The organism is Paenibacillus sp. M2 (assembly GCF_046713495.1).
Lineage (GTDB): Bacteria > Bacillota > Bacilli > Paenibacillales > Paenibacillaceae > Paenibacillus > Paenibacillus amylolyticus_B.
The window spans coordinates 4,913,827-4,934,594 of the sequence record NZ_CP169648.1; the positions used below are offsets into that span (position 1 = coordinate 4,913,827).

Sequence of the window (20,768 nt, forward strand, 5' to 3'; positions counted from 1 at the left end):
ATGATTATTATTACTTTGACCGTGAAATCTATTCCACCAATATCATATCAGGTCATATTATTTTCAGATCACAACTAGGTGGGTTGATGATCTTATTTAAATATATTGTTAGAGAGAAAGGGTGTCTCATCCTATGTTTATTGTTCAAATACTGCTCGCTATCGCACTTCTGGGCAGCTCAGGCAGCTCAAATTATGCCACTTCTACACAACTAGAAATCAACCAAATACAGCCTATGGATTCTTCTCCTGAACAAGTCATGGAAACCGGTTTAGAACCTTTCCGGTCCGAACGCAATTATAATGGATGGGAGCCAGAACTCGATCAATTCGAGCAGGCCGCCAGCAATCTTCAGAACAAGCTATATGAAAGTGTTGTGTCACCGATACTATCAAAACCTGGAGAGACAGGAATATTTGATTATGGCGGGAATCTGAAATTACTAAAGTCTGTGCCCCTGAATACACGTTTTGAACGTGGCCCACTAACCATTCATATTGTTCATGCCCAATTATTAGAGGCCAGTGACATTCCTGAAGACTCACAGAAAAACATTTCCATTCTAAATCGAGAAGATATCGGTTCCAAGATCACTTATATTAATATTCTCTACACTGTTGAAAATACAACCGATCAGAATATCGGTTTTTACGGCTTAAACTCCGTTCATCCAAACACGGGAAAGCCGATCTCCGCAGATCGCAATTTTATGAGAAAATCATATGTCTATAATCAGTATGATGGCGTAGTTATTGATAATACGAATTACGGTTTGGTATATACCGATGACCCCGACAAGCTGGAATCCATCGAATTGGTTTTCAATAGGATCTATGACCATGACACTGGAGAAACCATTGTAGAGCCTACTTCGTTAAATATCCCTTTCACGTTCCAGAAGTAATATTAAACCCCGGCCACGTACCTGCAGATGAGCAGATTACAGCCGGGGTTCCTTGTTGTATTAAAAGAATACCTTTAATCTATTTAATAACTCTACCTATCTCATCTCGTAAAATCATGCTGCCCAATGGTCAGCAATGTCGGCCTGCTCTTACTCCATACCGAAGTGGCAATCTTCGGATTGTAATAATACAGCGCTCCATTCGTTGGATCAACACCATTTAATGCTTTGCGTGCTGCCTTATAAGAGGTTGCCGTCGGCTTGGTATTAAACTGTCCATCGTCAACCGCCGTGAACTGCCCTTTCTGGAAGATGACCTTCGAGATCGATGATGGGAAAGCATCCGAATGCACCCGATTCATGACAACCGCTCCGACAGCGACTTGTCCTTCAAAAGACTCCCCGCGCGCTTCACCATGGATCAGCTTCGCCAACTGGCGCAGTGTCTCGCCTTCGGCTTTGGCCTTTTTGTTCAGTCTGTTCAGTGTTGCCGGACCTGCAACTCCGTCCGCAGTGAGTCCTTGCGCTTGCTGGAACTTGCGGACAGCGCTTTTGGTGATCGAACCGTAATAACCGGTCATTCCGGCGTCAAAATACCCCAGGTCGCTCAATTGCTCCTGCAATTGCAGCACATGTTCACTACGAACGCCCTGTTCCAGCTTCTGTGCCCCCGCAGAAGGCGCTGCCACGGTCAATCCCAGCGTCAACGCGCAGGCACCGAGAAGCATGCTGACCCGCCCTGCTCTTTTGCCAGCCGTTCTCCCCTTCCCATGAGTAACTTTCCGACTGACGGTGATAGGTTCCATAGTGTGATCATTCGTCCGCACATCAGATCCTTCATTCAGATTACCAGCTCTAATCAGTGCATCCTCACTGCCCGTGTACTCCATATTTTTCGTATTCGTTATGTTATTCATGATATTATTGACCTCCATCTCTTTCGTAGGTTTACTTTCATCCACAACATAGACATCATACACTCCGTTTATCTCACTCAGTTGTTTACTGTTATTATCACTGTAAGTTACATGTATGTTGTTATCCCCATGTACTCGCACCATGTCAATCACGTTGATGTGGCTTCCATTTATGCTGTTCGCACGAGTCGCTTCACCCATCGTATTGTTTTCATTGAATTCATGCATCTGATCCATTTCACGCTTGGTCTGCATCTTTTCGTTACCCTCCATTTTCTGAATCCAGATCCTACTTTTTCCCCCTGAATCCTCACGGCTTTACATCCCGAGTGTCATTATAGGATATAGAAAAAGTGCCGTCTATCGGACCGATGGAGCATGTAAAAATGAGTCTTGGACATAACAAAAAAAGGCATGAGCCCATGGTCGTATCAGGGTCACACCTCTTCTTGTATCAACCTTGTACCGCTTGTCTAGCCCCCGTTTCCGTAGGCAAGCAGACCCGTACAAAAGTTGCGCTTGAATATAATGACAATTACTCGGCGAGTTCTTGTCCCTTCGTTTCCCGGCCCCAGAACAGCACAGCCGCTGCGCCAATGAGGATGGTCACGAAGAAAATGGTGAAAATCAGGCTGATTGCCACTTCACGCTGAACCAGCATACCGACCATCAGTGGAGCAAGTACGCCACCGATCCGGCCTACCGATGTGGCAAGACCCACACCTGTCGAACGAACAGAAGTTGGATACAATTCCGGGCTGTAGGCGTACAGACCACCCCAGGCTCCCAGGTTAAAGAAGGACAGACAGATTCCTGCGGCCAGGATCGTCGCTTCCGTTGTTGCCAGTCCGAACGCAATCGCACTGCATGCAGTCAACGTAAGATAAACAACAAGTACGAACTTGCGACCGTAACGTTCAATGAAGTACGCTGCGGTGAAGTAACCTGGCAATTGTGCGATCGTCATGATCAGCACGTATTGGAAGCTTTTAACCAACGTAAATCCTTTTGCCATCACAACCGAAGGCAGCCACAGGAACATACCATAATAAGAGAAAATGACGGTAAACCACAAAATCCAGAGCATCAACGTTGTACGGCGATGTGGTGCTGACCAAACGGTAGCCACTTTCTCGCGGAACGTGATTTTATGAAGCTTGGCATGATTCTTATACCGCGGCGGGTCCTGAATGGCACGACGCAGATATAGTGCATAGAACGCCGGAAGTGCACCAATGGCAAAGGCAATTCTCCATCCGTACTCCGGGATAACAAAGTTCGCAATGAGTGCTGATACAATCCAGCCCCCTGCCCAGAAACTTTCCAATAATACGACGGCACGTCCCCGTTCCGCTGTAGGCATCGACTCCGATACCAGTGTGGATGCCACGGGCAACTCTCCGCCAAGTCCAATACCCGCAACCAGACGTAGTGCACACAATACGGCAAATCCAGTCGCCAATGCAGATAGACCGCTTGCAATCGTGAAGATTAACAAGGTCCACATTAGAATGGCCTTCCGTCCAAAACGGTCCGCAAGTGCCCCTGCAAGCAAGGCACCTAATGCCATACCGATGGAGTTAATACTCGTCAGCACACCGACTTGTCCGGGACTGAGACTCCATTCCTTGGCGAGTGCAGCCACGATAAAGGAGATCATTCCGACTTCCATCGCATCAAACAGCCAGCTCATGCCGGCACTGAACAGCAGCTTACGCTGCTTGGGATTCCGCAATACTTCCAGTTTGCTCATCACTTATAGCTCCCTTGATCTCTATGTAGTCACTCTGACACTAAATCATTATTATGCAGAATGCTCCAGAAATCAATGCAAAATAAGCTTTTCCTTCCGATTTCTGTGATACCTCACCCCTTGAGTGAACCAGCTGTCAGACCTGCAACAAAGTAACGCTGGAGTAGAAGGAACAACACAATCATCGGAATCGCCGTGACCAGCACACCCGTAAGCATCATCGGATAGTTAGTTACATACTCCCCACGGAATTGCATCAGTGCTAGTGGTAAAGTCAGCTTGGACTTACTGCTGAGCATGAGCATCGGAATAAGCAAGTCATTCCATACCATGACGAGCAGGAACGTCGCTGTTGCCGCCAGCGAAGGTGCAGCAAGTGGCAGTGCAATCCGGGTGTAGAGCCTCCATTCGCTTGCTCCATCCATACTGCCCGCTTCCAGAATCTCCGAATTGAGCATGCGCATGAAGCCTGTCAGCATAAATACAGAGACAGGCATGAGCATCGCGGCGGATACGACAATCAGGCCCGTCAGACTGTCTGACCACCCAAGCGTACGCGTGAGGGAATAGATTGGCAGCATGCTCACCTGGGAAGGAACAATTAGGCCTGCCACGAACAGCGCAAATACGATTTTGCCTACGCTGCCGCCCCAGCGGACAATGGCGTAAGCAATCATACTGCTCAGCAGCAGCTCAATCGCAACCGTTCCCAGCGTTACGACCATACTGTTCCCGAAGTATTGCCACATCGGCTGATTGCGGAACATGCCAATGACGTTATCCCACGTGAACGGGTCAGGCCAGCTGAATGGGCTGGTGAAGAAGTTGCTGCTTGTTTTGAACGAAGATACGAATACAAAGTACAACGGCACAAGGATCAGCAGCGCGTACACTAACAGAATCAGGCGATTGAACCATTTTAAAAACATGTGAACTCCCTTCTGCCTCTGTTGCAGGATGAATGCTCCAACATCAACCTCAATAGCTTACCCGGTCGGCACGCAGTGCCTTGAACTGCAACAGCGTCAAGAGCGCGAGCAACACCAGGAAGATCATGGAACCGGCAGAAGCCAGACCAAATGAATAGCTGCCAAAGGCGGTATGATAGATATATGTTGTCAAAATTTCAGTTGCGTAATTCGGGCCTCCGTCCGTCATGGTGAAAATGAGGTCAAATGCCTTGAACGACTGAATGGTCGTATAGGCTACAACTATTGTTGCCGAAGGTGCCAGGAGTGGCCAGGTCACCTTACGGAATACCTGCCATTTGCTGCCGCCGTCCATACGAGCCGCTTCATACAGTTCTGCCGGGATGCCTTGCAGACCTGCGATGAATACGATCATCATCTGTCCGGCATGGGCCCAGACTTGGACCGCAGCGATGGAATAGATGGCGATCTTGGGATCACCAATCCAGTTGCGGGCGATGCTGCTCATCCCGGCTTCATTCAGTCCATAGTTGATCAATCCAATGGATGGATCATACATGAACGCCCAGATCAGTCCGACCGATACGGAGGACAGAATCGCAGGCAAGAAATACAATGCCCGAAGCACAACGCGTGTCTTGGTATTGCGTACCAAGAGCAGGGCCAGGACAAGTGAGATAAAGGTTTGTGCTATAACTACTGTTAACATGAACTCCACGTTATTACCAAAGGCTTTGCGGAATACGATGCTGCTGAGACTGTCCTTGTAATTATCCAGCCCTACAAATGCATACGACGGGGATACCCCATCCCAATCCGTAAAGGAGTAGAACAGCCCCGTCAATGTAGGAAATACGAACAGTGCCACGTACAGCAGCAACCCGGGAATCAAAAACAGGGATAGCTGAATACGATTCTTCATCGTTTATTTCCCGATATGCTGATCAATGATCGCTTGTGCCTGCTGTGCTGCTTCTTCTGGAGAAGTGCCGCTCAGCACAGCCTGAATGGAGTTGGTTACGGCTTTTTGATTATCTCCGTTCAGGATGGTAAACCGTGGCTGGAACACGGTCTTTTTGCTTGCCCATTCTCCAGCTACCTGAAGCTCAGGCGTATCGTACTTCACATCATTCACCGTTACATTCTGTCCCGTCTGGTTGGCGTAGTCACTCGCTACATCGGGATTGCTCAAAAATTCAAGGAACTTCTTCGATTCTTCCGGATGTTTCGATTTGCTATTCACCGCGAGCATGAATGTAGTGGTATGCACCCCTTCATATTTCGCCTGATCGGCACTTACCGTAATTGGTGCAAGCAGTTTTTGCTCCAGATTCGGGTTTTGCTGTTTGTTCTGAGCGAGTTGATATGATCCACTGGCCAGCATCGCTGCTTTTTCTTGAATAAACAGTGCGCCAGCCGCAGGGTCCTTCGTACCCAATGCATCCTGCTGGAAGTAACCTTTATCGTTCAGTTCCTTGATTTGAGTCAATGTTTTCACCCAAAACTCATCCGTCAGTTTGGCTTCGCCCGCTTCCACTTTGGTAAAAATGTCGTCACTTGGTGCGTTGTTCATCACCATCGTATTCATGAATTGGCCTGGGCCAATGTCCGCTCCGGCAAAGGCAATCGGAATGATGCCATTGTCTTTCAGCTTCTGGCACAACGCCAGAAACCCTTCCCAGTCCTTCGGTGGCGTCAAGCCGTATTTTTCAAACAGTTTGACGTTATAGATTGGATCGTTATATACGAGTTGATACGGGATCGCATATTGCTTGCCATCATGCTGTCCTGCTTCAATCAGTTTCGGATTGTAAGCTGACAGGAACGAGGATCCGCTCAGGTCCGTGAACAATCCCGCTTTGGTGAAGGCTTCGAATTGTGCACCCGGGAAAGATGCAAATACATCTCCTACCGAACCGTCACTGATTTTGGATTGAACAGTGGACTGATATTGATCGGAGGGCAGTGTCTGCATCTCCACGTTGATGTTCGGGTTTTCTTTTTCAAATGCGTCAATCGTCTTGTTGAGTGCTTCGGAATCTTCTCCACGCCAGTGCATGAAGCTGATCGTAACTTTACCTGACCCCGAGGAGCCGTTCTCTCCAGAAGATGCGTTATCCACGCCGCCGCAAGCTGACAGCAGGATGGACATCACCAGCATACTGACAAGCGGCAGGATCAATTTTTTATTTTTTTTCATGAAAGGCGACCTCCTGAGGATGATTAATGTAAGTTGCACGAAAGTTTTTACACGGCGCACTCCGAGTGCAGTACCATCTTCCGATCGCTGTTATCCCCGAATCTCTTTGAATCATTTTTTAATGGTTAAAATTCGGGAATAAAGGCGAGCGCTCCGCTTCTTCAGATCGGTTCTGCCCTCTCCGTTAAAGTGTAAAAAAAGGGGCACTTACTTAGATTGGTAGTAACTTAGTTAGTAGTAACTTGATGCTGCTTCTGTCTGGTTTTCCATTGCTCGCGAATGATCGGCATCACGGTACTTCCGAAGATTTCGGCCTCTTCCAGATGCGGGTAACCGGATAGAATGAACGTCGTAACGCCGAGATCTCCATATTCCATCAAGCGCTCTGCGACCTGTTCGGCTGTACCCACAATAAGGATTGCACCGCCGGAGCGCACAACGGACAAGCCTGTCCACAGGTTGGGACCTACGACAAACTGCTGCTTCTCGGACAGTTCCCGTAGCTCGTTCTGTCTGCGTTGGTTGGTTGCATCCGTCTCGGCAAAAGCGGCTTTGGCTTTCTCAATCGCTTCTGGTGGTACTTTGCTAATAATCTCCCAAGCTGCTGCCCATGCTTCTTCTTCGGTATCCCGAATGAGAACCTGAGCACGCATACCGTAACGGAGCTGACGATCTTGTCCCGTTTCCTCTTTCACCTGCTGTCGGATGACCTCAATTTCTTCGATCTGCTCCTGAATCCAGTCATGAGGCTCGCCCCACATCAGGAACGTATCCGCATGTTCAACAGCCACCTTCTTGGCAATCGGTGAACTTCCTCCCAGATAGAATGGTGGATGTGGATTTTGTACCGTCTCCGGCATGCCTACTGGCCCTTTGAAATTATAATACTGGCCGTTGAATTCAGGATTGAGATCGCTGGATGCATCAGCTCCTGATTGTGTGCCACTTCCAGCAAACTCCGTCAGATTCAGTCCCGTCGATTGCGTCCACGAACGCTTCATCACTTCCATATACTCACTCGCGCGAACATACCGTTCATCATGCGCATGTGCGAGTGGATCTCCCAGTTCCTCCAGATCCCGAACGGAACTGCCTGTCACTACATTGATCATGGCACGACCACCAGAGAGCTGATCCAGTGCCGCTCCCATTCGAGCAGCGAGTACGGGTGTAACCAATCCTGGGCGAATGGCAACAAGGGGACGTAATGTCTTCGTATGACTCATTACTGCCGAGCCAACCACCCATGCGTCCAGACAGGCTCCCCCTGTCGGAATTAGTACAAATTCGAATCCTGCCTTCTCCGCCGTCTGTGCCACATCGATCAGATAATCCAGACTCGGCTCCCGCTCCGGGGCAACCCCTACATACTTCCCATCCCCTGCTGTAGGCAAAAACCATCCAAACTCCATTTCTTCCTGTTCGCTCACAAAAGTCAATCCCTTCTATGAATAAATAAAGTCTCATGTTAAAAAAAGTTACCGTTACGCCTCCTTGACGTTCCGGATACGAATCGTTCTTCCGATCACTGTTATCCTTGAATTTTTTTGATTCTCCTTTTTAAAGGTAAAAATTTAAGGATAGCTTATGCTTCCGATGTAGCTTTCTTTCAGAAAGCTTTCAGGCGACCGTTTCGCTTCTTCAGAATCGATTTCGTCCCCTCCACTACGTTTGCCCTCGCTTAAAACTTATTTTTAAAGTGTGCCTAATTTCTAATTCATTTTCAAAGTAATTATCGAAAGCCGATTAATTAACTTGGTTTAATAGGTATGGACATCATATCAATTGATTTGTCTGTGAGCAATGTCATTTCGCGGCAATTTCATTTTGTCATTTTGTGGTCTTTTCTCAGATTTAGGTCTTCCTGATCTTGAATATATATAAAACCCACCTGTATAATAGGTTATAATCGAAACTTTTAGAATGTACAAACGATACTTATACAATAAAGAGGTGTTCCTGATGACCGAGAGCATGAAGGAGGACCACCATGAGTTTTTGGAACTTATTTTCTTCACTCCATCTGAATTCGAGAAAGCTGGTGGCGCCTGGCCGATTCGCATTGGCCGTAATATAGCCAAAACCAACTATCATATTGGCCCTCGTACGACGCCTTATTATTATTTGCTGTTTGTACTGGAGGGGGAAGGTACATTCATACAGAATGGACAGCGTCACGCCCTTCGTGCCAGGGATGCGTTCTGTCTGTTTCCACAAGTTACGCATGAATACTGGACGGACCCGGAGGACACGTTGCAGAAAATATTTATTGCCTTTGACGGCGCACATGCAGCGGAGCTACTGTCTCGAATTGGACTTACACCCGACTCACCGTATCGTTCAGGTGTACTGACGCCGGAGACTGCAAGCGCCATGCGCTCGTTCATGGAGGATGTACGCAAACCGCAGGATCGAGCGAGTGATCTGGGGCGACTCACCCGGTTTCTAAACCTCTTTGACCGGATAGCCCGTTCCCCTGCAACCAAAGGATTGCAACCGGATTCAGCCACACCTTGGCTCCAGAAAGGCAAGGAATACATGGATATTCATTTTGCAGGCGGCATCTCCGTGGAAGGTGTGTCCGCTCATGCGGGTGTGGATCGAACCCATTTTGCCAAACAGTTTCGCAAAGCCTATGGTCTGTCCCCCGTACAATACATCCAGCAATTGAAAATGAATCAGGCCAAACGTCTGCTCGTTCAGACCCCGTTAAGCTTAACGGAAGTGGCTCATTCTGTCGGTTACCCCGACTTGTTCTCCTTCTCCAAAGCGTTCAAAAAGCAAGTCGGGCTGCCGCCCAATCGCTATCGCACAGCGGAGAGCAGTAAAGAGTAAGTCCATAAAGAAAAGTGGAATCTGTTTATTGATATGGCTAGAAACAATCAAAGGCAAGTTCCTTCGATCATTTGACCGTGAACTTGCCTTATTTTTGAACTATATAATTTAATTAACGCTCCTACATATAGGTTAGCAACACTAAACAATATGTGTATATAAGAAAAATGAATATAACCTTACATAAATGAAACAAAATTCAAGTTTAGGAGTTACAGCTGGTAGATTCACATTTCATTCATATGTATAAATCCTGTGTGTCTCAACTATAGGAGATTCGTTTACGTTCAGAACTACCCTGTATAAATAGTTGAGACAATAACGAAACACAAATTGGTGCTTAGTAATTTAAAGGAAAAATCTTACTGAACGTGTTTAGATCGATTTACTGAACTAAAGTAAGAAAATTCCTGAGGGATCTACCCTAATAAAGCGGTATCCCTTTAAAAAATCTGAATTCACTTAAGAACACACATGCCAACACAATAAATTACATTATAAAAAACACTACTTTAATCTGTACTATATTTGTATAATTCGCTATTTTTCCCTTCTTTGTGACTTTCAAAGGGTAAGAAAAAAAGTGAATTTTGCTATATTCCAAATATTTTATCTAGTTCATAAGCTCTTGATGCTTTGGATTGTCACTTGAAGAGCTGAACTGTTCAATATTCCCGTCTTTGAAAATGATGTATTGATACTTATCATTAGGCTCGTCAGCGAATGTTACGGCAGCACCATAAGGAGCTTCTGAGCTTTTGAAGGAATACGTGCCGGATATATCTTTAAGCTCCTCAGGTGAATAGCCTTTTTGTTGAATTAAATAGGCTCTCACTTTCTCTTCAGCATCATTTTTTTTGATTGGATTACCAAATAAACTTAAATATCCCCATCCTGATATAACTACAACTAACGCTAGAATAGATAGCAAACTGATTTTAATTCTTTTAGTCATATAAAGTCCTCCTATTTTGAGAGTTGAAACTAGAAATAATTCACAGTTAAGCCCCAAAGGGAGCTTAACTGTGAATATAAGAAATATTTGAACTATTTAGAAGTTACTTCCCCAAGAACCAGCCAATGAGAAACCTTTTTCATTCAGAAAATGATAGGGGCCATAAATACCACTCCAAAATGGTCCATGTCCATCAATGGATACTCCTCCGCCAAAATAATAAGCATCCCAAGCAATTTTAGAGCAATATGTTTCCTTTTCGTAGGATCCAATTGTGTTTATCAAACCATATTTTACCACACTTTTATAATTTGTATAGTAGGAAGCAGCCCATGCACCCGCTTTGCTAGCTACACTTGAATTTGTATAACGCATAATCTTGGTATTCTTGTTTCTGCTTTTCCATGTAGAAATAGAAATTTTCTCTAGTGGCAAGTCGTAACCACCAATTGAGACAACACTTCCTCCAAGATCCGTTACAATGCCAGCATGTCCTGTCAGACCTTTTGAACTAGTACTGTTGGTTACTAGTACGTCACCAACACGAATAGGTGTAGAAGTTCCTGGATAATATTCATCCGGTATTGCGAATACTCCTACGGAGTCATCCTTCTGTTCTGTGATTATATTATTAGTGTTATTAAATTCTGAGGCTCTCACTGTGGGAGAGTCAGTAATTTGTTGTTCGGCATATGTAGTAGTTTCTGCACTAGCCATACCGATAGAAAAAATAGAGAAGATCATTAGCAACAAGAAACTAGTTAACAATTTTGTTTTTTTCATTATTTATCTCCAAAATGAGTATATTTCGAACTTCGGCCGATGTCGATAAAGGAATAATATTACAATATAAAATATATGTAAATAGTAGTATTCACCTATTAATAATAACAAAAAAGGATATTATTAGGTTCCGATATCAAAACCCGTATTCCACCCCAGATAATTTGAATCAAATGAAGCTTTACTATTGGCTTATATATGATTTAAGTCCTATTAAGTATTATAGCTTGGATTCGGATTTTAGGATGTATCCCATTTTTTGATAATCACTATTCCAAATAACTGTTCGCTATCCATATGATAGAAAAATAATGCTTATATAGATTTATTCACTGAAACAACTAAAAGGTAATCTCACATTGGGGTACAGAAAAAGAAAGTACTGTCCTTAAGCTCAAGCTACTATGATTAATTTTTCACTAACTGTCTTATGTAAAAAACCCTTTTGAGCTACAGACGGAAGGAACGAATTCCTTTTGCTCAAAAGGGATGGATAAATAACGTTGAAACTCGTCTTGTATGTTGTAACTATATGTCTTGTTTATGCATGTTCTCGCTTAACACTATTCCTTCTTTTCATCCTTGCGCGCAAGTGGAATACCGTTCTTCTTCGCATACCATGCTTCATAATGATGCACAGCCACACCTGCAAAAGAAGAATGAGAGGAACCGAGATCAAACACCTTCGCCATCTCTTCATTCATATTGCTAACCGGTTTACGGAAAAAGGTCAGGTGATCCCCCTCGTGTGTATCCGCGAGTTCCGCTCCGATCCAGACTTTCTTGCCGAGATCATCCGCTTCGTCCAGTTCTTCCTTGGAGAGATCATACATCTGCTGTCCACTGTCCCGATAAGCCATAATGGCCACCGCATCGAAGTGGGAGATCACCCAGCGACTGAATGTACCCTCACCTTCAGCCGACTGACGGGCATCAAGCCAGAACGGGATGGCAGCGCTCATGTACAGTCCGGCATCCTCGCCGGCTTTTGTCCAAGCCTTCATGTTGTTCTGCCACTCTCCAATGACACTGCTCTCCTCGTTCTCCCAGCGCTTCAGCTGATACGGCTCCACATCCAGTTGAATGCCTTCGAAGCGTTCATTCTTGGCGGAAGTTTCATTGTATGCTCGTACTCGCTCGATAAAAGCAAGTCCTTCATCCCGCTTTTCCTCATAAGCCCAGTCTGCATGACCGTTAAGTCCATGCACTTCAATCTCAGCCTGCCGGGCAGCCGCAATGAATTTGCGATATGTTGCATCAGGCACCTCATCCTGGATTTGCAGGAAGATGGTATCCACGCCCTGTTCTTTGGAAAAAGCAATAATCTCAGGTGTCTGTTCTGCAATAATGGACGCGTCCCACAGCCAGGTCGCTTTATGTTCCTCCGTCGTAAACCATTTGAACATCCAGGACAGAAGCAGCAGGCATAACACCACAGCCAGAATAGCCCATTTCGCCATACCCACCAGCTTGCCCCGTTGCCTCATATATTTCCTCAGACGAGCAACGCTTCACTTGGTTCAAACACAGGATGCTGAACCGAGTGACCAATTTTGTAGATGTGCGGATGTGTGTACGAACGGAATGCATTACGTGTATCCAGAATCGGTACACCCATCTCGGCAATATCAAAGTAAGGCAAATCGCTGTGGTTGGTGATCAGCACGATGCAATCGTACTTTTTGAACTGTTCCAGATTGAACACTTCGCTGTGTACGGTCTCCCCATGCTTGTCCTGGAAGGAATCCGCATGTGGATCGTAGTAGCTAACGTTAGCTCCACTTTCCTTGAACAGTTCATATACTTCCAGTCCTGGTGATTCACGCAGATCGGCAATATTCGGTTTGTACGACATGCCGAGGAGCAGAATATTTGATTTACGTACGGATTTCGCGTATTCGTTCAGAATCGTTGACGTTTTGTTCAATACATAATATGGCATGTTGTCATTGGTAGATTGCGCCAGCTCAATGAATTTGCTATAGAAACGGAAGCCTTTGGCCTTCCATGACAGGTACATCGGATCAAGCGGAATGCAGTGTCCACCGATGCCTGGGCCTGGATAGAATGGCATGAAACCAAATGGTTTCGTCGCCGCCGCGTCAATAACTTCCCAGATATCAATGCCCATACGGTCGCACATCATCGCCATTTCATTTACAAAGGCAATGTTCACGCTGCGGAATGTGTTCTCCAGCAGTTTGGACATCTCAGCCACTTTCGGCGAAGATACCGGTACTACGGTTTCTACATATTTGCTATATAACGCTGTTCCCAGTTTCAGGCAAGCTTCGGTTGTACCCCCGATGACTTTCGGTGTATTAAATGTCGTGAAACGTCCGTTGGACGGGTCCACACGTTCAGGCGAGAAGCAGAGGAAGTAGTCTTTACCTGCTTCTTGTCCGATCTTGTCCAGCTGCTGCTGGATCAATTCTTCCGTCGTACCTGGATAAGTAGTGCTTTCCAGCGTAATCAGCATACCTGGTTTCATATGCAGTTTGATCTGATCCACAACCGTCTCGATGTAAGACGTATCCGGGTCCTGATTCTCACTAAGCGGTGTTGGTACGCAGATACTGAGTGCGTCAATAACGCGCAGCATGCTGTAATCTGTCGTTGGCTGGAAACGACCGCTTTGCATTACTTTTTTCAACTCATCGGACGAAATATCGTGAATATAGGAATCTCCTTGATAGATACTGTCTACTTTGGACGCATCCAGATCAATTCCGATTACCGTGAAACCTTGATTGACCATTTCCACGGCAAGTGGAAGTCCTACGTAACCGAGCCCGACGACGCCGAGTACAGCTTCTTTATTTTCAATCGCATTCAGTAATGTGTGGAATTGTTGATTCTCCATGATATTCCCTCCGGGCAGTGTATTTGGTAGTGCTTAAAATCCATATAAATAGATGAGTGTCTGTGCTCTAAATGTTGCTCTAATCTATCTGATTCATAGTGTAAAAAAAGCTCTTACTTTGCACTTCGCACAATCAGTTGTTCCAAGCTGTCTTCTAATGCAGGCAGCGTCTGATTCGTGCATCCAGCTCTACAGGTGAGAACGGTTTGGTCATGTAATCATCGACTCCGCTGCGGAAACATTGACTAATCGTCTGCTCGACACGTTGTTCGGTCAACACGACAATTTTGGGTGGCTGCTCCATCTCCAGGTTCTGAATATGATGGATGAACGGCAGACCGTCGATGCCATACAGATTCAGTTCGGTGAGCACCAGGTCTGGTGTGACTTTCTCGATCAACTCCAGTGCAGCCAGTCCATCGACGGCTTCATAGGTTTCGTATCCCTGCATCTTCAACCGCAACTGCAGGAATTCGCGTACCGTAGGGTCGTTGTCCACAATCAAAATTCGTTCCGGCTCGTCCGCCGTATTGTCTAGCGTGTAGATATGAATCTCCGACGAATCTACGAGCTTTGAGGACTCAGCCATATGCTGAATAGTTGCCTTCGAAGGGCGCTCCCCTTCCGGGAAACTGGCCAGTGTAATCTGTGGATCGGCACCGGGCACGGTCTCTTGCAACTCATGTTTGATCCGAAGTCCTTCATAATGAACTTCATCCAGTGACAACCCTGGCAGCAGGACGGCAATTGCCTGGGTAGCCCCATCCTTCCACACCTGGAAGGATGTCTCACTCGTTTGCTCCAGATGTGTCCTGACCTGCTGCTCAGGTTGAGAGTTTCCTGCACAATGGATGAACATTAAGCCGCATGTTTCGGCACCCGTATCCTTCAATCCCTGTTCTACACTTCGGTACACATTAACGGCAGCCTCACGCTGCAATGTCGCCGTATTTGGCATGTTCTTTTCCACCCTTCTCCTCGATTATCTATACATGTCCAAAAAATGTTATTTACACTGACACTCCGATGACAGAACGACCTTTTGATCGCTGTTATCCCCAGACTTTTTTGATTCCTTTTAACAAGGGGAAATCCGGGGATAGGGTATGCTTTCGATGTAGCTTTCTTTCAGAAAGCTTTTAGGCGCACGCTTCGCTTCATCAGGTTATTTCTGTCCTCTCCGTTATCGTGTAAATATTTAGTTGAACATCTATATTGCTGTTACTGTATTTCCATGATCTCTGTACTTAAGCGGCTTCGCTTGTTTTCTTCTCATCCTCGGACCAGCTTTGGCGTGTCATGGTACCCCATGAGTTGTTGTTTTGCATGAACTGCACATGTCCCTGCAATCTCCACAGTACGCCGAGCTGGTGGTAACCCACGAATTTCAGCGCGGAGTAGACCAGCATTTTGACCAGATCGGAGAGCTTGTTATAACGCTTGAAAGCAATCTCCTCCAGGACAAGTGCGCCTACACTCAGCAGATAACCACTCACGAAGTTCAGCAGTCCGAACAGAACCAGAATCGGCCATTGCGTCATATCCAGAAGCACATATCCAGCGAGAGCCAGAAGGCCGGTAATCCGGAAATACGGGTTCAGCGCTTCAAAAAGGACGTTATAAGGCATGGTTACCATACCCATGACTTTATATTTCGGATTGAACAACATGCCGCGATTCTCAATCATGTTCTTCAGGTTCCCACGGCCCCAGCGCTTGCGCTGACTGGACAAGATCCGGTAGGAATCCGGCGCCTGCGTCCAGCATACGGCCTCAGGGCAGAAGGCTACGCGATACTTCAATTTGTTCTCCAGCATATAACGGTGAAGTTTAATGATGATGTTCATGTCTTCCCCAGGATAACCATCCCGGTAACCACCTACGGCGATAACAGCGTCCTTACGGAACATACCGAAGGCACCGGAGACAATGATCAGACCGTTCATGTGACTCCAGCCAATCCGTCCGCCCAGGAAGGCTTTGAGATATTCAATGGACTGGAACATGGGCCAGATTTTGCGTGGCAGCGATACATCTTGCACTGCCCCGTTTTCAATTTTGCAACCATTGGCGATCCTTACATCTCCACCGATGGCTACCGTCTCTTCCGGATTCTCCATATACATGCGTGCCATGCGGATCAGGGCATCCTTTTCCAGCAACGAGTCAGCATCGATCGAAGAGATCAACGGATAGTGGGACAGGTTGATCCCGGCATTGAGGGAATCGGCCTTACCGCCGTTTTCCTTGTCAATGACATACAGATCCGGGAACTCCGGGTTATGATAAATCCCACGAATTTTCTGACAGGCGATCTTGCCCCGAATCTTCGTATTGGGTACTGGCTTCAGCCGATATTCATCCAATAAAATCTTCAGTGTGGCATCACTGGAGCCGTCATTTACGACGATCACTTCATAGGTTGGATAATTCAGCGTCATCAGGCAGTTCACATTTTCAATAATCGTCAGTTCCTCGTTGTATGCCGGTACCAGCAGAGAAACCGAAGGCACTAGTTCCGAGCCTGACAATGTATTGTATTTGGAATAATGCGACCGCCGGAAGATCGTCCAGATGTTACGGAACGATAAGGCCAGAATGGAAAAATAGAGCGTATTTACAAAAACAACATAGTAGATTGCGACCATGCCGTAGATTAATAGTAGATCCCTAAGCAGTGTAATCCCCTCCTACCGTAGCGACACCTGTGCGTTTCTTGCTGGTTCTGTTCTCTCGGACAGGGCCAAAATAGCGATCGTACAGCAGTCTTTTTTTGTTATGTGCAATCATCTGCTCTACAGCTCTGTCATCGGTTCTCGTGTGCTGCATGGTACTCTCAATCTGCTGCATCGCAATCTCGCGCTCAGCAACTGTACCTTGCACCGCAGCCTGACACAGCGCTTCGAATCCCGGTTCACCGAGCTTGCTCAGACTCTCCGCACTGTTATATCGAACTCTCCAGTCCTCATCCCGCAGCGCTTTGCGCAGCAATGGAATACTGCCAGATGCATGTTTCGAACCAAGCGCTTGTACCACTTCAGCGCGAACTTCCGGATCGGGGTCCTGGATCAGCTTCAGAATGGTCTCATCCCGGAGTGCTGGACTTGCGCTAAGATACAGCTTCACCGCTTCGGCACGTACATCCTGATGTTCTGCGCCTACCAGTCTGTCGAGTGCAGGCATCACTTCAGGTACAGCCTGTCCCCACATGGCAACCAGTCCGACTTTTACAAAATCAGGATTCCGATCTTCCAGCAATTCAATTAGAATTCTGCTCGTATCCAGACTCGTTTCGAGCAGAATATCTGCTGCCAGATGGTGAATGGACTTACCTTTGGTTAACAGCAACGCGAGCATGTCTTTCAGTTCACCTTGCCGAGTCGTACATCTGGAGATGGATCGACCAATCATAATGGCCATCGGGCCCGGTTTCTCATCCTTCAGCAATTCCATCAAACCCGGAACGGCTTCAGGACAACGCATGCCACCCAAGCGATAAGCTGCATCAATCTGGCGACCATAACGCAGACGGCCCAGTTCCTTCAGATCATGCTCTACGAATCCTGCTTCACGGCACAGTGCGATTAATTTGTCGCGATACTCACCCTTGAACTGGTCGATCCATTCAATCAATCTGTCCTGAATGACTCTGCGTTCCAGCGGAGCCAGTTTGCCTGGTGGCAATTTGAGTGGACTATTCTCAGTCAAGGCTGTTTGCAGATAGGTGAAGTAGTCACGCTGCTTCAATTCATAAAACGCCGTCTTGCGTCGTTTGCCATTGTGGGACATTTTCATGGCAAACAATACGATGACGCCTACAACAACAAGTGCGATACAGATGTACAAAAACAGATAGGCCAAAGCCAAACTTGGAAACATGTGAAAAGGTCCTCCTTTATACTCATTTATTCGATCTGAAAACTAGGAATTTTTTCATAGCTCTTCTTCATTTTTTTGTAGCTTAGCTTCAGGCGTTCACTATACTGCACCTGCTCCCAAGGCTGCCAGCTATATACCGGCAAAGTCTTCAGGTCCAGGGTCGTCTGTTCACCCCCAGGCCAAGATACTTTCTTCGTGCCGCGGTCCGTTAACCACGGAATGAGAGTAACGCCTTCCACAGCAACTGTGGAGAACTCACGTCCATTCTTGAGCGGTCCATAGTCGATCGCTTGCAGCGAACTCGGATCACCGAACCCAAGCAGCATCCAGGGAATTCGCATCTCCACTTGATTGCCATTATACTGCCATGCCGTTAATGAATCCGTATCAGGCTGGCCGGGAGCCGTCGTTCCTCGCTTCAATGTTCCGACCTTTTCATTCATGAACGGTTGAGCAGATCGGGTATCCGGCGGTGTCATCCTCAGGCTGACTGCCAGATTCCAAGGGTGGAACGGATTATCTGCGGAATCTGACTGCTGATCGGGCAGCATATCGTATCCTTCTTTGCCGTACAGACGCTGATTAAAGTCATAATCCTTGGCAATCTCCACCTGTGATTCTTCATCCTGCCCCAGTGTAATCACTGTCTCAAGACCATCACTGAGTGTCCGCCCCGGGAGTAACTTATCAGGCTGACTGCCTCCAGCAAGTGTATCTGTACCAATTCGCAGCACTGTCTTCTCCGGGTCAAACGGTTGATCCAAGGTCAGCCCAATATACAGATAGGCTTCATCATGGGTCATCTTCATTTCCTGAATGCCGTCCACTTGGCCCTGCCAGGTCGTGACCTCTTCATCCTTCAGATCATTCCAGTCATCCAGTGTTCCATCGATGGTCAACTGTTCCTGTTTGCCCGGGTCCATGGCAAGCAGACCAAACATTTTCTCGTTTGTCAGCACGTTCAGCCAATATGCACGGCGATCAGCCGGTATTTCCAGTGGCATCGTGTTCCATGTTTTTTTGAACCATTCATCCTGCCACATGAACACAATAGCTCCCGAGTATCCTTCATCATAGATATCCTGCGTCAGTGACGCGTCAATATCTCCCTGCTCTACTTCGTTATGTCCACCCTGATTCCGGCCTCCCATACCCAGATGGGAAATACCAAGAGAAGAAGGTACGCCATACTCTGTAATCATTACAGGCATATCGGAAAACTCGGCTTTGAGTTTGCGTAGATAACTTTTGTACGTGTTGTACTCACCGTTCTCATCCTTGATGGTTTGAAGCGTTTTATCAATATGGAACAGATCCGGGTAATACGGGTACACATGGTAGGCTGCAAAATAACCTCCCTGCCACGCCTCCGGCTGAATATGTCGGGCATCCACACTGACGAGATCCTCTTCATACAACGGCTCGCCGGGATGATCCAGCACATCGGTCGTTACCCAGTTGGTGAAGGTCATCGGATGTTCCCACCCATACTTCTTCTCCAGGACCGCCGTATGATCCAACAGCTCTGCGAGCCAGTTCTCGAACGGTGACGCTTCTGGAGTAGCCGAGAAATGAACTCCCTTGTACTGCGGTACGTCCGCATGTTTTGCGTTTGTGTTGTCTACCATCGCCGGGTCCCATTCCGTCCCCACATGCCAGGCCATCAGGTATTTTCCTGCATTCGTTTTGTATTTGCCGCTGGACTCTCCCTGCTTGGCCGGAATGTCCGCATCGCCATAGACAGCAGATACGGCCTTTTCAATCTCCTGCTTGAACGTCTGCTCAATATGGGCTGCATAGGCATCCTGTTTCTCAATCAGCTCTTCTTCAGGTGACCATATGCCCTGTATAAAATATAACGGTTGCTCCCGGCCGCGGTTATATTCGACCAATGCGGAGTAGAAAATCGGTTCGTGAACCGTGTATACCCGGATTACATTGGCTCCCAGATCCTCGATCTGCTGGAACCACCGCAAGTAATCCTCTTTGGTCAGCGGGAATTCTCCCGGGTAATGCCCCGGTGAAGTTGCGCCCAGGTTGACACCTTTGACGAACATCTCCCTCCACGTTCCATCTGGCCCGTATTCCATGAACCGGTCTCCATGGGTCTTGAATTTCATCTCCGTGCCGTTCTCCGCTGTGTACGTAACGAGCTTGGGTTGCATATAGTGCCATCCGGCAAATATCCCACCGGTCACCACCACTGCTCCTGTCAACACCGTTAATAGCCAGCGTCTTCGTCTTTGTCTGCTCATGTCTTTAGATTGCTCACCTCTCTAATATGCATCCTGCTTCAACATCGAATGGTCCAACATGAAGTTTACGAATCAATCCGCTTCGGATGTCCGCTTGGTAGAGATGTCAGCGGTGTAGTTCTCACTATAGCGCTAAGACTCTGCATTTGTAACTAGGCTGATGGAAGCAAACATGAAATGGAACATTCTGCCCATAATTCGTAAAAAGCGCCATCAACTAGCATCCGAAAGCCTCCAGGATACATCTGATTACCAAACACTAATATTTGCTGGAATCGCATGGATTAGATGCCCTGCTGATCTTGCACTTCTGGAACCTTTATTGTTATGTGCAACGCGGGAACAGGCAACGTTTGCCGTTTGAACACATACCCCATTAAACGCGAGTTATATTTTAAAGTTGCGGACCTTTTTACAGTATTAACCATAAAGATTACAAAATTGATACTATAGTCCGATAACGCATCAGCGATATTCCGCGTCACATCAAGGTTT

The 20,768-nt window shown here is 46.8% G+C and carries 16 protein-coding genes; 2 read left to right on the forward strand and 14 right to left on the reverse strand.

Translation table 11 applies throughout. From position 1 onward, the window contains the following. Positions 1-133 precede the first annotated feature (133 nt). The gene (locus ACETMN_RS22750) at positions 134-904 is read left to right on the forward strand and encodes a hypothetical protein (protein ID WP_411735177.1); all 771 of its coding nucleotides are present in this window, start codon (positions 134-136) and stop codon (positions 902-904) included. A gap of 101 nt (positions 905-1,005) precedes the next feature. Here ACETMN_RS22750 and ACETMN_RS22755 read toward each other — a convergent pair whose 3' ends face one another. From ACETMN_RS22755 to ACETMN_RS22780, 6 genes are all read right to left on the reverse strand, one after another. Next, on the reverse strand, positions 1,006-1,632 hold the full coding sequence (locus ACETMN_RS22755) for a cell wall hydrolase (RefSeq protein ID WP_105600002.1): 627 nt from the start codon (positions 1,630-1,632) through the stop codon (positions 1,006-1,008). Between the two features lie 724 nt (positions 1,633-2,356). Beyond that, positions 2,357-3,574 carry an MFS transporter gene (locus ACETMN_RS22760; protein ID WP_091018234.1) on the reverse strand — a complete coding sequence of 406 codons (1,218 nt, stop codon included), beginning with the start codon at positions 3,572-3,574 and terminating at the stop codon, positions 2,357-2,359. A gap of 113 nt (positions 3,575-3,687) precedes the next feature. Next, entirely contained in the window at positions 3,688-4,503 is an 816-nt protein-coding gene (locus tag ACETMN_RS22765; RefSeq protein WP_091018236.1) for a carbohydrate ABC transporter permease, read from the reverse strand. 49 nt (positions 4,504-4,552) lie between these two features. Continuing rightward, positions 4,553-5,425: a carbohydrate ABC transporter permease gene (locus ACETMN_RS22770; protein ID WP_411735178.1), complete on the reverse strand. Its 873-nt coding sequence runs from the start codon at positions 5,423-5,425 to the stop codon at positions 4,553-4,555. Between the two features lie 3 nt (positions 5,426-5,428). Continuing rightward, positions 5,429-6,703 (reverse strand): ABC transporter substrate-binding protein, encoded by a 1,275-nt coding sequence (locus ACETMN_RS22775; protein WP_411735179.1) that lies wholly within the window; start codon positions 6,701-6,703, stop codon positions 5,429-5,431. A gap of 227 nt (positions 6,704-6,930) precedes the next feature. After that, on the reverse strand, positions 6,931-8,115 hold the full coding sequence (locus tag ACETMN_RS22780; protein ID WP_411736433.1) for an LLM class flavin-dependent oxidoreductase: 1,185 nt from the start codon (positions 8,113-8,115) through the stop codon (positions 6,931-6,933). 550 nt (positions 8,116-8,665) lie between these two features. Between ACETMN_RS22780 and ACETMN_RS22785 the strand changes: the two genes are divergently transcribed. Further along, positions 8,666-9,538 carry an AraC family transcriptional regulator gene (locus tag ACETMN_RS22785; protein WP_411735180.1) on the forward strand — a complete coding sequence of 291 codons (873 nt, stop codon included), beginning with the start codon at positions 8,666-8,668 and terminating at the stop codon, positions 9,536-9,538. Between the two features lie 613 nt (positions 9,539-10,151). Here the strand turns inward: ACETMN_RS22785 and ACETMN_RS22790 are convergent. The 8 genes from ACETMN_RS22790 to ACETMN_RS22825 form a co-directional block, all read right to left on the reverse strand. Then, a complete protein-coding gene (locus ACETMN_RS22790; RefSeq protein WP_091018242.1) occupies positions 10,152-10,493 on the reverse strand; it encodes a DUF3139 domain-containing protein in 342 nt (113 codons plus the stop codon). 96 nt (positions 10,494-10,589) lie between these two features. Then, entirely contained in the window at positions 10,590-11,276 is a 687-nt protein-coding gene (locus ACETMN_RS22795) for a hypothetical protein (protein ID WP_411735181.1), read from the reverse strand. 563 nt (positions 11,277-11,839) lie between these two features. Next, complete coding sequence (locus ACETMN_RS22800; RefSeq protein WP_411735182.1) at positions 11,840-12,763, reverse strand: hypothetical protein; 924 nt, start codon at positions 12,761-12,763, stop codon at positions 11,840-11,842. 8 nt (positions 12,764-12,771) lie between these two features. Then, the gene (locus tag ACETMN_RS22805) at positions 12,772-14,139 is read right to left on the reverse strand and encodes a nucleotide sugar dehydrogenase (RefSeq protein WP_091018247.1); all 1,368 of its coding nucleotides are present in this window, start codon (positions 14,137-14,139) and stop codon (positions 12,772-12,774) included. A 154-nt stretch (positions 14,140-14,293) separates the two neighbouring features. Next, positions 14,294-15,097, reverse strand: a complete 804-nt coding sequence (locus ACETMN_RS22810; protein ID WP_105599597.1) for a response regulator transcription factor — start codon at positions 15,095-15,097, stop codon at positions 14,294-14,296. A gap of 289 nt (positions 15,098-15,386) precedes the next feature. Continuing rightward, positions 15,387-16,787, reverse strand: coding sequence for a glycosyltransferase family 2 protein (locus ACETMN_RS22815; RefSeq protein WP_179198584.1), 1,401 nt, complete (start codon positions 16,785-16,787; stop codon positions 15,387-15,389). 22 nt (positions 16,788-16,809) lie between these two features. Further along, on the reverse strand, positions 16,810-18,018 hold the full coding sequence (locus ACETMN_RS22820; protein ID WP_091018251.1) for a HEAT repeat domain-containing protein: 1,209 nt from the start codon (positions 18,016-18,018) through the stop codon (positions 16,810-16,812). A 26-nt stretch (positions 18,019-18,044) separates the two neighbouring features. Beyond that, entirely contained in the window at positions 18,045-20,273 is a 2,229-nt protein-coding gene (locus ACETMN_RS22825; RefSeq protein WP_411735183.1) for a hypothetical protein, read from the reverse strand. Between the last annotated feature and the right edge of the window lie 495 nt (positions 20,274-20,768).